This window comes from Edwardsiella piscicida, from assembly GCF_001896205.1.
GTDB classification, from domain to species: domain Bacteria; phylum Pseudomonadota; class Gammaproteobacteria; order Enterobacterales; family Enterobacteriaceae; genus Edwardsiella; species Edwardsiella piscicida.
This window is the reverse complement of the sequence record NZ_MPNU01000001.1, coordinates 3,048,980-3,068,297: the sequence shown is the minus strand read 5'-3', so window position 1 is coordinate 3,068,297 and position 19,318 is coordinate 3,048,980. Positions and strand designations below refer to the sequence as shown.

Genomic DNA, 19,318 nt, shown 5'->3' with positions numbered 1-19,318 from the left:
CACGGCGCCGGGCGACGACGGCGGAGAATAGACGGTGGGCCGCGGCTCGCCGTTTTTTTTTGTCTCTTGCCCCTCATGCGATCCACGGCCCGACGGTGCCTGGCGCCTCCGTGGCGATGCGGACAGCCTTATCGGCGCAGAGGCCATCTCCCCGGCGATGCCGGGGGATATTTACTGTTCGTCGCCCGGCGCCGGCGTGAGGTAGCCCTGCGCGGCGCGGGTCACGTTGTCCAGTTCATCCAGCAGCTCCAGCCACTCCGGCTCCAGATCGCTGGCCGGGGTGCCGTGGCGCAGCTGCTGCTCCAGATAGTGGCACAGCCTGCGCAGGCGCGGCACCCCGCTGTAGCTGCTGCTGCCGTGCAGCTTGTGGATCAGGCTGCACAGGTCGCCGTCCTGTTCGCCCGCCAGCTGGCGGGTGATTCGCTCGCGGACCTGGGGTAGGAATTCGATCAGCATCTGCAGCATGTCGCGCGCCAGATCCGCTTTATTGGCCGCCTGGCGCAGCGCCAGCCCCCAGTCGAGGGAGACGTCGGCGCTATCCGGCTCTGCCGGGGCGGGGGCGCTGGTCGGTGCGCTGGGACGCTCGCCGCTGTAGCGGTTGAGCAGCTGGCGCAGCATGTTTTCGTCGATCGGCTTAGCCAGATAGTCATCCATGCCGGCGCGCAGTAAACGCTCACGCTCGCCGTTAATCGCATGGGCGGTGACGGCGATGATCGGCGTGGTGGCGTGGCGCGGCTGTTGGCGCAGCAGCTCCGTGGTGCGGATGCCGTCCATCTCCGGCATCTGAATGTCCATCAGAATGATATCCAGATGGCGTTCGCGCGCCGCCGCCAGCGCCTCTTCACCGCTGTGGCACAGCAGGGTGTGCTGCACCAGTTCGCCGAGCAGGGCGCCGATGAGTTTTAGGTTGGCCGGGTTATCGTCTACCGCCATCACCGTCAGCGGCAGACGGGCGCCGTGCGGAGAGATCACCTGCGGTGCCCGCAGCGGCAGGGCGTTATCCATCAGCGCGGGCAGCAGTCGACTGCTGGCGAGCGGTTTGAACAGGCAGCTGCGGATGCCGCGGGCCTTCAGGGTATCGCTGTCGTGCAGCGTGTGGCTGGGCAGCGCCAGGATCACCCGGTCGGCCAGGCGCAGCGCCAGGCTCAGCTTCTCCTGCATCGACTCCGTCGTGAGAGAGGTCTTGACCGGCAGACCGAACAGCAGGATATCGTAGTGGCTGTCCGGGATCACCTGGGCGAACTGCGGGCAGTAGGTGACCTGCAGCGGGGTGACCTTCAGCATATCGAGGGTGCACTGCGCCGCCACCGGATTGCTTTCGATGTACAGCAGGGTTTGGCCCTGCAGCCGCTCCAGCGGCAGGCTGGAGGGGGGCGCGTTATGGTTGAGCTCCAGGCGGATATGGAACCAGAAGGTCGACCCTTTGTGGGGCTGACTGTGGAAGGCGATGTCGCCGCCCATTTCGTTGATCAGCTTCTGGGTGATCACCAGTCCTAGGCCGGTGCCGCCGTGGCGGCGGGTGATGCTGGCATCCGCCTGGCGGAAGGCCTGAAACAGCTGGGACTGCTGACGCTCGGAGATACCGATGCCGGTGTCGTGCACCTGCACCTCCAGCTCTACGGCCTGGGCGGTCTGGCTACGCAGCTCGATGCGGATGTCGATGTTGCCCTTTTCGGTAAATTTAATCGCGTTGCCCAACAGGTTAGTCAGCACTTGCTGCAGGCGCATCGGATCCCCCAGCACGTGCTCCGGAACGTCGTTGCGTACGTTGAGCGTCAGCTCCAGCCCCTTGTCATGGGCGCTGGGCGCCAGCAGGGTCGCCACCTCGTCAATGGTTTCACGCAGCATGAACGGGATGTGCTCCAGCACCAGCTTACCGGCCTCCAGCTTGGAGAAGTCCAGCACGTCGTTGATGATGGTCAGCAGGTTGTTGGCCGATCGTTCAATGGTGTGCAGGTAGTCTATCTGGGTGGCGCTCAGCGGCGTTTTCATGACCTGGCGGGTGAAGCCGATCACGCCGTTGAGCGGGGTTCGCAGCTCGTGGGACATGTTGGCCAAGAACTCGGACTTGATGCGCGCCGCCTCCTGGGCGCGCTTCTTGGCCAGATCCAGCTCGACGTTCTGGATCTCCATCTGCTCCAGGGTTTCACGCAGATCGGAGGTGGCCTGATCGATGTTCTGCTGCATCTCCTCATGGTAGGCGGTCAGCGACATGGCCATCGAGTTGATGCCGTTTTTCAGCATATCCAGCTCGCCCAGCATGTGGCCTTCCACGCGGCTATCGAGCTGGCCGCGGCGGATGCGATCGACGGTGTTGACCATGTTGCGGATGGGGCCGGTGACGTCGCGCATCAGACGGTAGGAGAACAGCAGCGCAATGCACATGCTGATCAGCAGCAGCAGCGTGGCGACAAAGACCTCTTTATACTGCTGCAGGCGCACCGAGCGCAGATCCAGCTCAATGGCGATATAGCCCAGCGGCGCGCTGACGGCGCTTTTATCTTCCGCCAGGCGGTTTTCGGCGATGATCGGGGTACGCAGGATCAGCGCGTCGCCGCGTTTGCTCAGCATCAGATCGGTCGGCGGCGGGCTGCCGTCCGGCAGCTGCAGCATGGCGTAGTTATGGTGATAGTTCGAGGTAACGAACAGATTATTCTGGCTGTCAAAGACCGCGATGGCGCGCACAATGTCCGAGTGACGCCGATGCAGCAGGCCGATCAGTTGGCGCACCGCCTCGCGGCTGCGGAAGGTCATGCCATATTCGCTGGCGACGGCCAGCGGCTCGATGATGCTGGCGCCGGCGTCGACCAGCTGATCCTGCAGTTCATTGTAGCGGTGCACGACGAAGAAGGTGCTGAGCAGCAGCCCGATCAGCAGCGTCGGGGCCAGAGTCAGGATCATCATGCGCGCCCGCAGGCTGTATTTGGTCATGGCGTTCCGATGTGGGAGAATTGGCGGCAAACTATTATTGGGGTAAGCCCCGGCTTAACCCACCGCACAGATAAGCAATCGACATGGCTCAATTTTACACACCGGGGCGCCGTACCGCGACCCGGAAAAACCTGATTGTGACCGCAACCGATCTGGACGCCTTTGGCCAGGGGGTGGCGCGCGATAAGGGCAAGACGCTGTTTATCAGCGGACTGCTGCCCGGCGAAGAGGCCGAGGTCATCCTGAGCGAAGAGAAGCGCCAGTTTGCCCGCGGGCGGGTTACGCGTTTAATCAGCCACAGCCCGCAGCGGGTGGCGCCGCGCTGCCCCCACGCCGGCGTCTGCGGCGGCTGTCAGCAGCAGCATGCGGCGATCGCCCTGCAGCAGCAGAGCAAGTCGCAGGCGCTGCAGCGCCTGATGGCCCGTGAGACCGGGGTGGAGATTGCGCCGCAGGTCATCGCCGGAGAGCCCTATGGCTACCGGCGGCGCGCCCGCTTTGGGCTACAGTTTAACGCGAAGACGCAGCGGGTGGTGCTGGGGTTCCGTCAGGCGGCCTCTAACGATCTGGTGGCCCTGAAGGCCTGTCCGGTGCTGGCGCCCGCGCTGGAGGCGCTGCTGCTGCCGCTGGGCGAGTGTCTGTCGGCGCTGCGCGCGCGTCGCCGTCTGGGACACCTGGAGCTGGCGCTGGCCGACAATGGGCCGCTGATGGTGCTGCGCCATCTGGATCCGCTCGCGCTGTCGGATCGGGAGGCCCTGAGCGCCTTTGCCCGCCAGCGCGGGCTCTCGCTTTACCTGAGCGACGGCGGCGCGCCGCAGCGCCTGCTCGGCGAGGCGCCCTATTACCAGATTGACGGGATCCGCCTGGATTTTAATCCGCAGGACTTTATCCAGGTGAACGCCGCGGTAAATGCGCAGATGGTCGAGCAGGCCTTGGCCTGGCTGGACGTCAGGGCCGATGAGCGCGTGCTGGATCTGTTCTGCGGCATGGGTAACTTTACCCTGCCGTTGGCGCGCCGCGCCCAGTGGGTGGTGGGGGTCGAAGGGGTTCCCGAGCTGGTGGCGACGGCGCAGAATAATGCACGTAACAACGGGCTGAGTAATGTAGAATTCTTCCATCAGAATTTGGAGGAGGACGTGACGCGTCAGGCCTGGGCGGCTCAGGGATTTGACAAGATTTTGCTCGATCCGGCGCGCGCCGGCGCCCCCGGGGTGATGCAGCATATCGTTCGCCTGGCGCCGCGTCGGGTAGTCTATGTCTCTTGTAACCCGACCACGCTGGCCCGGGACAGTAAGACGCTGCTGCAGGGCGGCTATCGGTTGACGCGTTTATGTATGCTGGACATGTTTCCCCACACGGGGCATTTGGAGTCGATGGCGCTGTTTGAATCGGCGGCGCAATAGGCATTTGATAGGCAGTAGTCGAGAGGGAGAGAACCATGGTCGCGGTAAGAAGTGCTCATTTGAATACGGCTGGTGAATTTGTCCCCGAGCAGTGGGTGGCAAGCCTGAACCTGTCCAATTCTGAGTCGTGTGAGCGTCTCACCGCCACCTGGCGCTATTGTCAGGAGAAGACCGCCGGTAACGCCGCGGCGCCGCTGCTGCTGTGGCGCGGCGTTGAAATGGTCGAGATTCTCTCCACACTGAGCATGGATAATGACAGCATGCGCGCCGCGCTGCTGTTCCCGCTGGTAGACGGCGGGGTGATCGATGACGCCCGGGTGCGCGAGGACTTTGGCCATGCCATCGCCGAGCTGGTGCGCGGGGTGCTGGAGATGGACGCCATCCGTCAGCTGAAGGCTACCCAAGATGGCGCCGTCGGCTCGGAGCAGGTGGACAATATCCGCCGGATGCTGCTAGCCATCGTAGAGGACTTCCGCTGCGTGGTGATCAAGCTGGCGGAGCGTATCGCCCACCTGCGCGAGGTGAAGGATGCGCCGGAAGAGGAGCGCGTGCTGGCGGCCAAGGAGAGCTTCAACATCTATGCCCCGCTGGCCAACCGCCTGGGGATCGGCCAGCTGAAGTGGGAGCTAGAGGACTTTTGCTTCCGCTACCTGCATCCGGATGAGTACAAGCGCATCGCCAAGCTGCTGCATGAGCGGCGCATCGATCGCGAGCAGTTTATCGACGACTTTGTGCGTGACCTGCGCGGGGCGATGGCCGAGGAGGGGATCAAGGCGGATATCTACGGTCGCCCCAAGCATATTTACAGCATCTGGCGCAAGATGCAGAAGAAATCCCTGGCCTTTGACGAGTTGTTCGACGTGCGCGCGGTGCGGGTGGTGGTCGAGCGTCTGCAGGACTGCTACGCGGCGCTGGGGATAGTGCATACGCACTACCGTCATCTGCCCAGCGAGTTCGATGACTACGTCGCTAACCCCAAGCCCAACGGCTATCAGTCGATCCATACGGTCGTGCTCGGGCCGCACGGCAAGACGCTGGAGATCCAGATCCGTACCCGTCAGATGCACGAAGACGCCGAGCTCGGCGTGGCGGCGCACTGGAAGTACAAAGAGGGGCCGCAGGCGGGCGGACGCTCCGGCTACGATAACCGCATCGCCTGGCTGCGCAAGCTGCTGGCCTGGCAGGAGGAGATGGCCGACACCGGCGAGATGATCGACGAGGTGAGAAGCCAGGTGCTGGACGATCGGGTGTATGTCTTTACCCCCAAGGGCGACGTTGTCGATCTGCCCGCCGGCTCCACGCCCCTCGACTTTGCCTACCATATTCACAGCGACGTCGGCCACCGCTGCATCGGCGCCAAGATCGGCGGGCGGATCGTTCCCTTTACCTATCAGCTGCAGATGGGCGATCAGGTGGAGATCATCACCCAGAAGCAGCCTAACCCGAGCCGCGACTGGCTGAACCCTAACCTGGGGTATGTCACCACCAGCCGCGGGCGCGCCAAGATCCACAACTGGTTCCGTAAGCTCGATCGCGATAAGAACATCCTGGCCGGGCGTCAGATTCTGGATGACGAGCTGGCCCGTCTGGGGATCAGCCTGAAAGAGGCGGAAAAGCTGCTGCTGCCGCGCTACAACGTGCATACCCTGGACGAGGTGCTGGCCGCCATCGGCGGCGGCGATATCCGCCTGAACCAGATGGTTAACTTCCTGCAGGGCAAGATCAACAAGCCCAGCGCGGAGGAGGCCGATCGCGAGGCGCTGAAGCAGCTGACCCAGAAGGGGCAGTCCAGCGTCCGCAGCGACAAGAGCAGCGGACGGGTGGTGGTCGAAGGGGTCGGTAACCTGATGCACCACATCGCCCGCTGCTGTCAGCCGATCCCCGGCGATGAGATCGTCGGCTTCATTACCCAGGGGCGCGGGATCTCCATTCACCGCGTCGACTGCGACCAGCTGGATGAACTGCGCCGGCACGCGCCGGAGCGGATTATCGACGCGGTATGGGGCGAGAGCTACTCCAGCGGCTATTCGCTGGTGGTGCGGGTGACCGCCAACGATCGCAGCGGGCTGCTGCGCGACATCACTACCATCTTGGCCAACGAAAAGGTCAATGTGCTGGGGGTTGCCAGCCGCAGCGATACCAAGCAGCAGATGGCGACCATCGATATGGAGATAGAGATCTATAACCTGCAGGTGCTGGGCCGGGTGCTGGCCAAGCTGAATCAGCTGCCGGACGTGCTGGACGCGCGTCGTCTGAACGGCGGACGCGGCGGCGCGGAGTAAGCCCGGGGCCGCCTCCCCACGATCTGACGCGCCGGCCCGGGTAGGGTCGGCAGGCGTCCCCCTCTTTTTTACCGCGGGAATAACACCGATGACCACACCAGCCATGCAACGATTGTTGACGATAATGCGCACGCTGCGTGATCCGCAGCGGGGCTGTCCTTGGGATCTACGTCAAACTTTTGCCACAATCGCCCCCTATACGCTGGAAGAAACCTATGAAGTGCTTGACACGATTCAGCGCAGCGATTTCAATGGACTTCAAGAAGAGCTAGGCGACCTGTTGTTTCAGGTGGTGTTCCATGCGCAGATGGCGCAAGAGCAGGGGCTGTTCGACTTTGACGACGTGTGTCAAAGCATCTGCGACAAGCTGGAGCGCCGCCATCCCCACGTGTTCGACGCGGAGTATGACGGGACGGCGCAGGCGTCCGTAGCGCGCTGGGAGCAGCGCAAGCAGCGGGAGCGGGCGCAAAAGGCGATGGACTCTGTGCTGGATGATATTCCGCAGGCGCTGCCGGCGCTGATGCGCGCCGACAAGATCCAGCGGCGCTGCGCCTCGGTGGGATTTGACTGGGACACCCTGGGGCCGGTGCTGGACAAGGTTTACGAAGAAATAGACGAAGTGATGGATGAGGCGCAGCAGGCGGTGGTGGATCAGGCCCGTCTGAGTGAAGAGGTGGGGGATCTGCTGTTCGCCACGGTCAATCTGGCGCGTCATCTCGGCTGCCGTGCAGAAACCACGCTGCAGGAGGCCAACCGTAAGTTTGAGCGCCGTTTCCGCGCGGTCGAGCAGGCGATAAGCGCCGGTGGACAGTCGCTGGAGAGCGCCTCGCTAGAGGAGATGGAGGCGGCGTGGCAGCAGGTAAAACAGCAAGAAAAACAGTAGGGTGGAGCGCCGCGTCGGCGGTGGTTTTCCGTTTTGTTTTGGCTGTTTGATGCGCTGCGACAGAGATTAATGGGATTTTTTAGCGTTTTTTCTCTGTATCCTTTTGTTTCAGAAGTAAAAGAAGATTATTGCAGGCGGTGTTTGGGCGCAGAAAATGGCGCGGACGGGATCAGATCGTTTGTGGCAAATAAAACCTTCGGGTATACTACTGTCCCGTCCTGGTTCTTCCATCGTCTTTAAACCTAACTCTCAGGTTCAGCATGACAACGAATTATATTTTTGTGACCGGCGGGGTCGTATCCTCTCTGGGTAAAGGCATTGCCGCAGCCTCCCTGGCGGCCATTCTTGAAGCCCGTGGCCTCAATGTATCCATGATGAAGCTCGATCCGTACATCAACGTCGATCCGGGTACCATGAGCCCGATCCAGCACGGGGAAGTTTTCGTTACCGAAGACGGCGCGGAAACCGATCTGGACCTGGGTCACTACGAGCGCTTCATTCGCACCAAAATGTCCCGTCGCAATAACTTTACCACCGGGCGCATCTACTCCGATGTGCTGCGTAAAGAGCGTCGCGGCGACTATCTGGGCGCCACCGTTCAGGTGATCCCGCATATCACCAACGCCATCAAAGAGCGCATCCTGGAAGGGGGCGAGGGCCACGACGTGGTTCTGGTTGAGATCGGTGGCACCGTCGGTGATATCGAATCGCTGCCGTTCCTGGAGGCGATTCGCCAGCTGGCGGTCGACGTCGGTCGTGAACACACCATGTTCATGCACTTGACTCTGGTACCATATATGGCGGCCGCCGGTGAGGTGAAGACCAAGCCGACCCAGCACTCCGTGAAAGAGCTGCTCTCTATCGGTATCCAGCCTGACGTGCTGATCTGCCGCTCCGATCGCGCTATTCCGGCCAACGAACGCGCGAAGATCGCGCTGTTCTGTAACGTGCCGGAGAAAGCGGTTATCTCCCTGAAAGACGTGGATTCCATCTACAAGATCCCGGGGCTGCTCAAGTCGCAGGGGCTGGATGAGTTTATCTGCAAACGCTTCAATCTGGCCTGTCAGGCGGCGGATCTGTCCGAGTGGGAACAGGTTATCTTTGAAGAGGCCAACCCGGCCGGTGAAGTGACCATCGGTATGGTCGGCAAGTACGTCGAGCTGCCGGACGCCTATAAGTCGGTGATCGAAGCGCTGAAGCACGGTGGACTGAAAAACCGCGTCAGCGTTAATATCAAGCTGATCGACTCGCAGGATGTCGAAACGAAAGGCACCGAGATCCTCAAAGATCTGGATGCTATCCTGGTACCGGGCGGCTTCGGCTATCGCGGCATTGAAGGAAAGATCGCCACCGCACGCTATGCGCGTGAAAACAATATCCCGTATCTGGGCATCTGCCTGGGTATGCAGGTTGCCCTGATGGAGTTTGCCCGCAACGTCGTGGGCATGGAAGGCGCCAACTCAACGGAGTTCATGCCGGACTGCAAATACCCGGTCGTGGCGTTGATCACCGAGTGGCGTGATGAAGAAGGTAACGTTGAAATGCGCAGCGAAGACAGTGATCTGGGCGGCACCATGCGCCTGGGCGGTCAGCAGTGCAATCTGGTGGACGGTACGTTGGCGCGCCAGCTGTACGGTGCGCCGAGCATTGTGGAGCGTCACCGTCATCGCTACGAAGTGAACAACATGCTGCTGAAGCCGATCGAAGCCGCGGGTCTGCGCGTCTCCGGCCGTTCAGCGGACAATAGCCTGGTGGAGATCATCGAGCTGCCTAACCACCCGTGGTTCGTGGCCTCGCAGTTCCATCCGGAGTTCACCTCCACCCCGCGTGATGGGCACCCGCTGTTCTCCGGCTTTGTTAAAGCGGCGGCGGAATACCAGAAACGTCAGGTGAAATAAGTGATTATGGGCAGGCGCGGGACTTTGGTTCCGCGTCTGTCGTCTGGAGTTTTAGTTTAACTTGTATCGAGGAAAACCTAATGTCCAAAATCGTTAAAGTCATCGGTCGCGAAATCATCGACTCCCGCGGTAACCCGACTGTAGAAGCCGAAGTTCATCTGGAAGGCGGTTTCGTCGGTATGGCTGCTGCGCCGTCAGGTGCTTCTACCGGCTCCCGCGAAGCGCTGGAGCTGCGCGACGGTGACAAGTCACGTTTCCTGGGTAAAGGCGTTCTGAAAGCGGTTGCCGCCGTTAACGGCCCGATCGCTGAAGCCATCATCGGCAAAGACGCCAAAGATCAGGCAAACATCGACCAGATCATGATCGAGCTGGACGGCACTGAAAACAAATCCAAGTTCGGTGCTAACGCCATTCTGGCGGTTTCCCTGGCTAACGCTAAAGCAGCCGCTGCCGCTAAAGGCCTGCCGCTGTACGCTCACATCGCCGAGCTGAACGGTACTCCGGGCAAATACTCCATGCCGCTGCCGATGATGAACATCATCAACGGCGGTGAGCACGCCGACAACAACGTCGACATCCAGGAGTTCATGATCCAGCCGGTTGGCGCTAAGACCCTGAAAGAAGCGGTACGCATCGGTTCTGAAGTGTTCCATAACCTGGCTAAAGTGCTGAAGTCTAAAGGCATGAACACCGCCGTGGGCGACGAAGGCGGCTACGCGCCGAACCTGGAGTCCAACGCGGCTGCGCTGGCTGCTATCAAAGAAGCCGTTGAGAAAGCCGGTTACGTGCTGGGTAAAGACGTTACCCTGGCCATGGACTGCGCCGCCTCTGAGTTCTACAACAAAGAAACCGGTATGTATGAACTGAAAGGCGAAGGCAAATCCTTCACCTCCAACGAGTTCACCCACTACCTGGAAGGCCTGACCAAAGAGTATCCGATCGTCTCTATCGAAGACGGTCTGGACGAGTCTGACTGGGATGGCTTCGCTTATCAGACCAAAGTGATGGGCGACAAGCTGCAGCTGGTGGGCGACGACCTGTTCGTGACCAACACCAAGATCCTGAAAGAAGGCATCGAGAAAGGCATTGCTAACTCCATCCTGATCAAGTTCAACCAGATCGGTTCTCTGACCGAAACCCTGGCCGCTATCAAGATGGCGAAAGACGCTGGCTACACCGCCGTGATCTCTCACCGTTCAGGCGAGACCGAAGACGCGACCATCGCCGATCTGGCGGTAGGTACTGCGGCTGGCCAGATCAAGACCGGTTCCATGAGCCGTTCTGATCGCGTTGCTAAGTACAACCAGCTGATCCGTATCGAAGAAGCGCTGGGCGTGGCTGCACCGTTCAACGGTCTGAAAGAAGTGAAAGGCCAGCATTAATCCGCTGCTTTTCTGATGTAAAAAACCCGCCGCCGGCGGGTTTTTTTATGTCCGGGTGTAACGGTTAGCTGATCGCCTCTTCCGAGCGCAGGATCTGATACAGCTCATCCTTGATCCGCAGCTTTTCGCGCTTCATCTCTGCAATTTGCTCGTTGAAGGCCGCGCCGGGTCTGTTTTCAGCCCTTCTGATCTCATGGTCCAGCTGGTTATGCTCATGGAACAGGGTGGCAAATCGGATGTCTTCGGTTTTCAGACGGGAGATCAGATCACGATACTCTGGGAACATAAGCCCTCCTTTTGGTCAGAACCCATGTCTACTATGGCACAGAAACGGCGTCTAGTTTGTAACCAGCGTCGCAGGTTGTCGGTGAAGTTTGTCGGGGGCATTCGCGGTGATAAAAAGAAGGGGCCGCAGCGTGCGGCCCCTTGGGGGAGGGGGCTATGTGAAGATTACAGACCGGCGATCACCCGGCGCAGCAGACGAATGCGCGGGGCAATGCTCTCCAGCTCCAGGTATTCGGCCGCGCTGTGGAAGCCGGCGCCGATCGGGCCAAAGCCATCCAGCGACGGGATCCCCAGCGCGGCGGTGTGGTTGGCGTCAGAGCCGCCGCCCACCGCCTGCCAGGTGATGGCGATCCCCTCTTCGCGTCCGGCCTGCTCGACGCGGGCCATCAGCGCTTCGGTGTCGCCCGACGGCGCCATGGCCGGGGTGTGGGCATCCTGCTGCAGCGTGCAGCTGACGCCGTCCAGGAACGGCTGCTGGCAGCGGGCCTGCAGCGCCTGATTGACGCGCTGATACTCATCGTTGCACCAGAAGCGCAGATCGACCACGGCTTGTGCGTGGTCGGGCACGATGTTGGCCGCGTCGCCGCCGCTGATCACGCCGACGTTGAGGGTGGTGCCCTTGTCGCTGTCGCCCAGCTGGTTGACGGCGATGATGGCGTGGGCCAGAGCGGTGATCGCCGAGCGGCCTTTCTCCGGATCGTTACCGGCGTGGGCGGCGACGCCCTGGAAGCTGAGGCGATAGCGGGCCATGCCTTTCCGCGCCTTGACCAGGGAGCCGTCGGCACGCGCCGCTTCGCACACCAGCACGCAGCCGCTGCGCTTGGCCAGTTCGCCAATCCAGGCGTGGGAGTGGACGGAGCCGGTCTCTTCATCCGGGTTCATGGCGACGGCGATGCGCAGGCGCTGACGATCGTGCGCCTCCAGGCCACGCAGGGCCCACAGAATATTGAGCAGGCCGCTCTTCATATCCGAGACGCCCGGCCCGTAGGCGCGGCCATCGCGCACGCTCAGCGGACGCTCGGCGGCGGTACCCGGCGGGAAGACGGTGTCCAGATGGCCGACCAGCAGCACATCGTAGCGATCGGCCTGCGGCTGGTTGGTGACAAAGACCCCTGGCCCGACCTGGTCGCCCAGATCGACCTGCTCCGCGTGCCAGCCAGCGTCGCGGTACAGGCCGGTAAAGATATCGGCAACCCGGGCGACCCCGTCGCGGGTCTGGGTGCCGCAGTCGACGTTGACCACGCTGCGCAGTTCGTCCAGATACTGTTCCAGTTGTATCATCCGATCTCTCCTTGAGTTACAGAATTACGCGCATGAGCAGCATGGCGATGAAGGCGTTGATGACGGAGATACCGATCATCACCGGAATACGTTTGGCGGCGGTGCCGATAACGCCGAGGATACGCCCGGCATACTGGATCTGAGAGCCCATCAGGTAGATGGCCGGTGCCAGGATCGCCAGATGGGTCCCGGTGAGGATACCCTGGTCGAACAGCGCTACGGCAACGCCTACGCCGCCGCCCATGGACATCCAACCGCCGATCAGTACGGCGGCGGCCTCGCCCGGCAGGCCAAACAGCCCCATCAGCGGGCCAAACACCAGCGCCATTCCTTTCAGGGCGCCGGTGATCTCCAGCGCCTTGATCAGCACAAAGGCCATCAAGACGTTGGGCAGGGTGCTGGTGGTGGCAATGTTCCAGCCTTTGCGCGCGCCGGCGACAAAGACGTCGGTGATCATAGGCTTCGACGCGGAGGTAGAAATAGGTGCAGACATTAGGCTTCTCCCTGTGCCGGATGGGTTGCAGTTTTTGCGCTGTTACGTGTCGTCAGGCGCAGGTACAGGCGCATCAGGTTGGCGCCGAAAATTTTCATCACGAACATCACCGCCACACACAGGCCGATGGAGGCCGGTACCGCCGGGGTGCCATCGAGGGTCATCAGGGTGAACAGCACCGCGCCGGAGGAGAAGAAGTTGGTGATCATGGCACCGGCGGAGAACTGGAACATGGTGAAGACGTCACGCTCGTGTTCGGCTATCTGTCCTTCGTCGGAGAGGTTGCGGGTCAGCGAGGCACCGACGTCGGTGCTCTGCAGTGAGCCGATCATCGCCAGGCCGGCGGCGCCGGGGATCCCCAGCAGCGGGCGCAGCAGCGGCGTCAGCAGCTTACGGGCCGCGTTGAGCGCGCCGTAGTGCTCCAGCACGTTAATCATCCCCAGAGCGAACATCACCGCCGGGATCAGGCCAAAGGCGAACAGGAACCCGTCCATGGCACCGGAGCCGCCCTTACCGCGGAAGGTGCTGGTGGCGGCGTTTACCGCGTCGCCGGCGCTGCTGACGCCGCTTACGACCTTACCAAATGCGCCGTTGAGGGTGGTGAAGTCGAAGACGCCGTACCATTCTTTTCCGCCCAGCAGGCCGGAGAAGAACACCATTGCGAAGATCAGCGCGACATAGGCACCGAAGCCGACGCGCTGTTCCGCGGGCGGGGCGCTGGGTGGGATTGGACTACTCATGGATCATTTCCTTATGCCAGGTGTGAAGTGTTACAAAATACAAGAATACGAATATTCAGTAATAGTTTTTTAGAATATATGACCTGGCGCAAGAAAAATATTGGTTATTTATACGACTAATTAATAATTTGAGATATCGCACGTGGAAAAATCGGAATTCCGTGCTAACAGTTCGGAATAGCAGAAATGTTACCGGGAACCGGTCGGTGCGACGGCCATAAAAAAATCCCCGCCGGCGTCAGCGGGCAGGGAGTGAGGGGGGGCGCAGAGAGCGGCGATCAGTACATCAGGGAGTAGAGCTGGCGGCGGAACTTAGAGGCCAGCGCATCGCCGGTGCCCAGCGCGGCCAGAATGTCCATCAGCGTCTTGCGGGCCGCGCCGTCACCGGCGGCCAGATCGCGGCGCAGGTGATCCATCAGCAGGGTCAGCGCCTCCTCGTTGCGCCCGACCTGATGCAGCTGCAGGGCCAGCTGGACGGCCAGCGCCACGTTCTGCGGCTGTTCGGCGACCTGCTGCTGCAGCTGCTGGATCTCCGGGGAGTCGGCGGCCTGCTTCATTAGCTCGATCTGGGCGATCAGGCTCTGATAGTGGGTGTCCTGATCCTGCAGCGGCACGGTCGCCAGCAGGGCGCTGGCCTCATCGCTGCGGTTGAGGGCGATCAGGGTTTCCGCCAGCGCCAGCGTAATATCACTGCGGGTCGGCGCCAGGGTATGGGCCTCTTTCAGCAGCGGCAGGGCCTCCGCCATCTTGCCGTCGGCCATCAGCTCCGCCGCCTGGGCGGCCTTTAGCTCCTCTGGCTTGGGCAGAACCCGGGCCAGCAGATCGCGGATCTGCTCTTCCGGCTGCGGTCCCTGAAAACCGTCGAGCGGCTGACCATCCTTAAACAGATAGACCGTCGGAATGGCGCGCAGCCCGAACTGGGATGCCAGCATCTGTTCGGCGTCGCAGTCGACCTTGGCCAGGATGAACTGCCCGGCGTACTCGGCGGCCAGCTTTTCCAGCACCGGCGTGAGCTGTTCGCAGTGTTGGCTACGGGCAGACCAAAAGTAAAACAGCACCGGCACCGACATGGATTGCTCCAGCGTCTGGTGTAGGTTGGCTTCGGTAATATTGACTACGGTGGCGTTGATCATGGTGGTTTCTCTCGATCCCTTCGGCTAGATAAAACGGATATGGGGGCGGCGGCGGCAATTACAAGCTTAGCGCGCCGTCGAATGGCCACTCAGGATGCGATCCAGCGCGCGGCCCGGCAGGATCCGTCGCAGCAGGCTGAGCGCGTGAGCGATAACGGTGACGGGATAGCGCAGCCGTGGACGCGGACTCTCCAGCGCGTGGCGCAGCTTGGGCAGCACCGCCTCCGGCGTCAGGGTGAAGCGGGCGGCGATGCCGGGGTTAGTCACCGGCTTGGCGCTGTCGCACTGGTGCACGTTGTGGGTAAAGCGCGAGCGAATGGGGCCGGGCTCGATCAGGGAGACGTGTACGCCGCTGCCGCGCAGCTCCATGCGCAGCGCATCCGACCAGCCCTCCAGCGCATATTTGCTGGCGGCATAGGCGCCACGCCCGGGGGTGGCAACCACCCCCATGATGGAGCTGGTCTGGATGATGCGTCCCTCGCCCTGGGCCAGCATCGCCGGCAGCAGCAGTTGAGTCAGCTGATGGGTGCCGAACAGGTTGGTGGCAAACTGGCGCTCCAGCTCCTCGCGGCTGATCTGGCTGAGGGGCCCATAGAGACCGAAGCCGCCGTTATTGAACAGGGCGTACAGACGCCCGTCGGTCAGCGCCAGCACCTGACGGGCGGCCTGCTCTACGCTCTCGGCGTTGTCGAGATCCAGCGTGATGCCCTCCATCCCCATGGCCTCCATCGCCGCGACGTCCTCCGCTTTACGGCAGGCGGCCAGCACCCGGTAGCCCCGCTGGTGCAGATCCTTGGCCGCCGCCAGTCCGATGCCGCTGGAACAGCCGGTGATTAAGATGGCTTTTTGCATAAGTTTACCTAAGTTGCTCTGTTGGTCGCTGAATATTCATGTTTAATTAATAGACGGCGCGCCGTTCTCCGCGCGCGTTAGCTGCGGCAGCAGGCGCTGCGCCATCCAGTCGGCGATAAACGGCTGGGCCAGTGCGTTGGGGTGCAGGCCGTCATCCTGGATCCAGTCGGGGTGGCCGACCACCGCTTCCATATAAAACGGCAGCAGCGCGACGCCAAAGCGCGCGGCCAGCTGAGGGTAGATCGCCGCAAAGGCGTCGCCGTAGCGCCGACCGTAGTTGGGCGGTAGGCGGATCTGCATCAGCAGCGGGGTGGCGCCGGCCCGCTGCACCCGCTCGATGATCGCGGACAGCGCAGCGGCGATGGCGTCGGGCGCAATGCCGTGCAGCCCATCGTTGGCCCCCAGTTCAATCAGCACCCAGCGCGGCCGGTGCTGCTGCAACAGCTCCGGCAGGCGCAGCAGCCCCTGCTCGGCGGTATCGCCGCTGATGCTGGCGTTGATCACCGTCAGCGGCGGGGTGCGCAGCTGCCATTGCTGGGCCAGGCGGGCAACCCAGCCCTGCTGCTCCGGCAGGCGATAGGCGGCGCTCAGGCTGTCTCCCAGCACCAGCAGTGTATCGGCACGGGCCGCCGTCAGGCCACACAGGATCATGACCACCATCAGGAGTATCCGATGCCAGCGCAAAACGTAATTGAAGTTCATCATGTCGCCAAACGGGTTGGTGAGGGTGAAAACCAGATCTCCATCCTTACTGCTGTCGACCTGGTTGTCAAACGCGGACAGAGTCTGGCGCTGATCGGCGAGTCGGGATCGGGAAAATCGACGCTGCTGGGGATCTTGGCCGGGCTGGACGATGCCAGTGCCGGCGAGGTGCGTCTGCTGGGGCAGCCTCTGTCACAGCTGGATGAGGAGGGGCGCGCCGCCCTGCGCGCCCGCGATATTGGCTTTGTGTTTCAATCTTTTATGCTGGTGCCGACCCTGACGGCGCTGGAGAACGTACAGCTGCCCGCGCTGCTGCGCGGCGAGCGCGAGCACGACAGCCGCCAGCGCGCCGCGGCGCTGCTGACGCAGCTGGGGCTGGGGCAGCGTCTGCGCCACCTGCCGGCCCAGCTCTCCGGCGGTGAGCAGCAGCGGGTCGCGCTGGCGCGCGCCTTTAGCGCCCGGCCGCAGATCCTGTTTGCCGATGAACCGACCGGCAACCTGGATCGCCAGACCGGCGATCGCATCGCCGATCTGCTGTTTGAGCTGAACCAGCGCCAGGCGACGACGCTGGTGATGGTGACCCACGATGTTCAGCTGGCTGCGCGTTGCCAGCGGCGGCTGCGCCTGGTGGACGGAACGCTGCGGGAGGTCGCGTGATCCGGCGCTGGTTCTGGCGCGAATGGCGCACTCCGTCGCTGCTGATCGTCTGGCTGGCGCTGGCGCTGGCGGTGGCCTGCGTGCTGGCGTTGGGGCGGATTGGCGATCGTCTGGATCAGGGGCTGCAGCGACAGGGACGTGAGGCGATCGCCGCCGATCGGGTGCTGCGCAGCTATACGCCGGTGCCCGAGGCGTGGCTGGCGCAGGCCCGGCGGGAGGGGATCCGGGTCAGCCGGCAGTGGGTATTTTCAACCATGGCGTTTGCCGGCGGTCGGCTGCAGCTGGCGGAGGTGAAGGCGGTGGACGACGCCTACCCGCTGTACGGTCGGCTGGAGACGCGCCCGCCGCGCCAGGTGCCGCGCCCCGGCGAGGCGCTGGTCGCTCCGCGGCTGATGGCGCAGCTCGCCCTGCGCCCCGGCGATGCCGTGGAGGTGGGGGATATGACGCTGCGGGTCGTCGGCGAGGTCGAACGGGAGCCGGACGGTGGGTTCAGCCTGCTGAGCAGCGCCCCCAGGATGCTGATTGCGCTGGCGGACGCCGAGCGCAGCGGGATCGTACAACCGGGCAGCCGGGTGAGCTATCGCTATGGCTTGGCCGGCAGCCGCGAGGCGCTGGCGCGCTACGACGCCTATCTGACGCCGCGTCTGCAGGCGGATCAGCGTCTGACTCAGGCCGCTCAGGGCGCGAACGTGCTGGCGCGTACCCTGCAGCGGGCGCAGCAGTTTCTGCTGCTGTCGGCGCTGTTGACGCTGCTGCTGGCCATGGCCGCCGTCAGCGTGGCGATGGGGCACTACTGCCGTAGCCGCCATACGCTGGTGGCGCTCTTGAAGACGCTGGGCGCCGGGCGGCGTCTGCTGCTGAAGTGGGTGGTCGGACAGTGGCTATGGCTGCTGGGATCGGCGCTGCTGGTGGGGGCGGGGCTGGGGCTGCTGGTCGAGCGGGGGCTGCTGTGGCTATTGACGCCGCTGCTGCCCGCCGCGCTGCCGTCGCCCGGCCTCTGGCCCTGGCTGTGGGCGCTGGGGGGGATCCCGCTGATGGCGCTGCTGGCCGCCCTGCGACCCTATCGTCAGCTGTTGGCGATGCGGCCCCTGCGGGTGCTGCGCGCCGACGCGCCGAGCCCGATCTGGCCCCTGCGCTATTACCTGCCGCTGATGGCGCTGCTGCTGGGCGGCGGGCTGCTGTGGCTGGTCGGCGCCAGCGCGCTGATGTGGTCGCTGCTGCTGGGGATGGCCCTGCTGGCCCTGCTGCTGGCGCTGTGCGGCTGGCTGGGGCTGTGGAGCCTGCGCCGACTGGCGCCGGGCAGCCTGACGCTGCGTCTGGCGCTGGGGCGTCTGCTGCGCCAGCCGGGGGCAACCCTGAGTCAGCTGGCGGCCTTTTCGCTCTCCTTTATGCTGTTGGCGCTGCTGCTGATGCTGCGCGGCGATCTGCTCGATCGCTGGCGTCAGCAGCTGCCGCCCGACAGCCCCAACTACTTTCTGTTCAACATCAGCGCGGCGCAGCGCGAGCCGCTGCAGGCGTTCCTGCACGCCCACGGCGTCACTCCACAGCGGTTTTATCCCATTGCGCTGGCGCGTCTGACGGCGATCAACGGGCGTCCGCCGGTCATGCAGGGGGGCGATGAGTCCCTAAACCGTGAGCTGAATCTCACCTGGCTGGCGTCGCTGCCGCCGGGAAACCCGCTGCTGGCCGGTGAATGGCCGCCGGGCGCGGGGGGCGTCTCGGTGGAGCAAGGGGTGGCTGAACGCCTGGGGCTGACGCTGGGCGATCGCCTGACGTTTAGCGGCGACAGTCGGCAGTTCAGCGCCCGAGTGACCAGCCTGCGGCGGGTAGACTGGGAGAGCCTGCGCCCCAATTTCTACTTTATTTTCCCGCCCGGTGGGCTGGAGGGGCAGCCGCAAAGCTGGCTCACCAGCCTACGTTATGACGGCGATACGCGGCTCTTGGCTGAGCTTAACCGCCGCTTTCCGACCCTGACGCTGGTGGATATGGGCGCCCTGCTGCTGCAAGCGCGTCAGATACTGGATCAGGTGGGGCGAGCGCTGGAGGTGATGGTGCTGCTGGTGGTGCTGTGCGGGGTACTGCTGCTGTTGGCTCAGGTGCAGGTGGGGATGGAGCAGCGCCGCCAGGAGCTGCAGATCTACCGGATCTTGGGCGCATCGCGACGGGTGCTGCGTCGCACCTTGTATGCCGAATTCATGCTGCTGGGACTGGCGGCGGGCACGGTGGCCGCCGCTGCCGCCGAGGCAGCGCTGTGGCTGCTGCAGCGGCAGGTGTTTGACTTTCCCTGGCAGCCCGCCTGGCCGATGTGGCTACTGCTGCCGCCGGGCGCCGCGCTGCTGCTGGGGATCTGCGGCGCCGGACTGGGAAGAGGGCTGCTGCGTCGTCCCTCGGCGCGCTGA

General features: G+C 63.2%; 15 protein-coding genes. 7 read left to right on the top strand and 8 right to left on the bottom strand.

What is annotated here, in order from left to right; all coding sequences use genetic code 11:
• Window positions 1-171: 171 nt before the first annotated feature.
• Window positions 172-2,931 (bottom strand): two-component sensor histidine kinase BarA, encoded by a 2,760-nt coding sequence (gene barA, locus BRD58_RS14145; protein ID WP_012849544.1) that lies wholly within the window; start codon window positions 2,929-2,931, stop codon window positions 172-174.
• An 83-nt stretch (window positions 2,932-3,014) separates the two neighbouring features.
• Between barA and rlmD the strand changes: the two genes are divergently transcribed.
• From rlmD to eno, 5 genes are all read left to right on the top strand, one after another.
• On the top strand, window positions 3,015-4,331 hold the full coding sequence (rlmD, locus tag BRD58_RS14140) for a 23S rRNA (uracil(1939)-C(5))-methyltransferase RlmD (protein WP_069579202.1): 1,317 nt from the start codon (window positions 3,015-3,017) through the stop codon (window positions 4,329-4,331).
• Window positions 4,332-4,366: 35 nt separating this feature from the next.
• Complete coding sequence (gene relA, locus BRD58_RS14135) at window positions 4,367-6,613, top strand: GTP diphosphokinase (RefSeq protein ID WP_012849541.1); 2,247 nt, start codon at window positions 4,367-4,369, stop codon at window positions 6,611-6,613.
• 88 nt (window positions 6,614-6,701) lie between these two features.
• Entirely contained in the window at window positions 6,702-7,496 is a 795-nt protein-coding gene (mazG, locus tag BRD58_RS14130) for a nucleoside triphosphate pyrophosphohydrolase (RefSeq protein ID WP_069579200.1), read from the top strand.
• 260 nt (window positions 7,497-7,756) lie between these two features.
• Window positions 7,757-9,394 carry a glutamine hydrolyzing CTP synthase gene (gene pyrG, locus BRD58_RS14125; RefSeq protein WP_012849539.1) on the top strand — a complete coding sequence of 546 codons (1,638 nt, stop codon included), beginning with the start codon at window positions 7,757-7,759 and terminating at the stop codon, window positions 9,392-9,394.
• A gap of 80 nt (window positions 9,395-9,474) precedes the next feature.
• A complete protein-coding gene (gene eno / locus BRD58_RS14120) occupies window positions 9,475-10,776 on the top strand; it encodes a phosphopyruvate hydratase (RefSeq protein WP_069579198.1) in 1,302 nt (433 codons plus the stop codon).
• A 64-nt stretch (window positions 10,777-10,840) separates the two neighbouring features.
• Here the strand turns inward: eno and BRD58_RS14115 are convergent, their stop codons facing one another.
• The 7 genes from BRD58_RS14115 to tesA form a co-directional block, all read right to left on the bottom strand.
• Entirely contained in the window at window positions 10,841-11,062 is a 222-nt protein-coding gene (locus tag BRD58_RS14115) for a YdcH family protein (RefSeq protein ID WP_015462166.1), read from the bottom strand.
• Window positions 11,063-11,226: 164 nt separating this feature from the next.
• On the bottom strand, window positions 11,227-12,342 hold the full coding sequence (locus BRD58_RS14110; protein WP_012849536.1) for a M20 family metallopeptidase: 1,116 nt from the start codon (window positions 12,340-12,342) through the stop codon (window positions 11,227-11,229).
• Window positions 12,343-12,358: 16 nt separating this feature from the next.
• Window positions 12,359-12,835, bottom strand: coding sequence for a YjiG family protein (locus BRD58_RS14105; protein ID WP_015462165.1), 477 nt, complete (start codon window positions 12,833-12,835; stop codon window positions 12,359-12,361).
• A complete protein-coding gene (locus BRD58_RS14100) occupies window positions 12,835-13,575 on the bottom strand; it encodes a nucleoside recognition domain-containing protein (protein ID WP_012849534.1) in 741 nt (246 codons plus the stop codon). Before BRD58_RS14100 ends, BRD58_RS14105 begins: the two co-directional genes overlap by 1 nt.
• Before the next feature lie 278 nt (window positions 13,576-13,853).
• On the bottom strand, window positions 13,854-14,708 hold the full coding sequence (locus tag BRD58_RS14095; protein ID WP_015462164.1) for a co-chaperone YbbN: 855 nt from the start codon (window positions 14,706-14,708) through the stop codon (window positions 13,854-13,856).
• 66 nt (window positions 14,709-14,774) lie between these two features.
• The gene (locus BRD58_RS14090; RefSeq protein ID WP_069579195.1) at window positions 14,775-15,560 is read right to left on the bottom strand and encodes an SDR family oxidoreductase; all 786 of its coding nucleotides are present in this window, start codon (window positions 15,558-15,560) and stop codon (window positions 14,775-14,777) included.
• 42 nt (window positions 15,561-15,602) lie between these two features.
• Complete coding sequence (gene tesA, locus BRD58_RS14085; RefSeq protein ID WP_073383442.1) at window positions 15,603-16,265, bottom strand: multifunctional acyl-CoA thioesterase I/protease I/lysophospholipase L1; 663 nt, start codon at window positions 16,263-16,265, stop codon at window positions 15,603-15,605.
• On the opposite strand from tesA, the gene ybbA reads away from it, so the two are divergent.
• Entirely contained in the window at window positions 16,233-16,919 is a 687-nt protein-coding gene (ybbA, locus tag BRD58_RS14080; protein WP_012849530.1) for a putative ABC transporter ATP-binding protein YbbA, read from the top strand. The two genes, tesA and ybbA, sit on opposite strands and share 33 nt — an antisense overlap.
• On the top strand, window positions 16,916-19,318 hold the full coding sequence (ybbP, locus tag BRD58_RS14075; protein WP_073383438.1) for a putative ABC transporter permease subunit YbbP: 2,403 nt from the start codon (window positions 16,916-16,918) through the stop codon (window positions 19,316-19,318). Before ybbA ends, ybbP begins: the two co-directional genes overlap by 4 nt.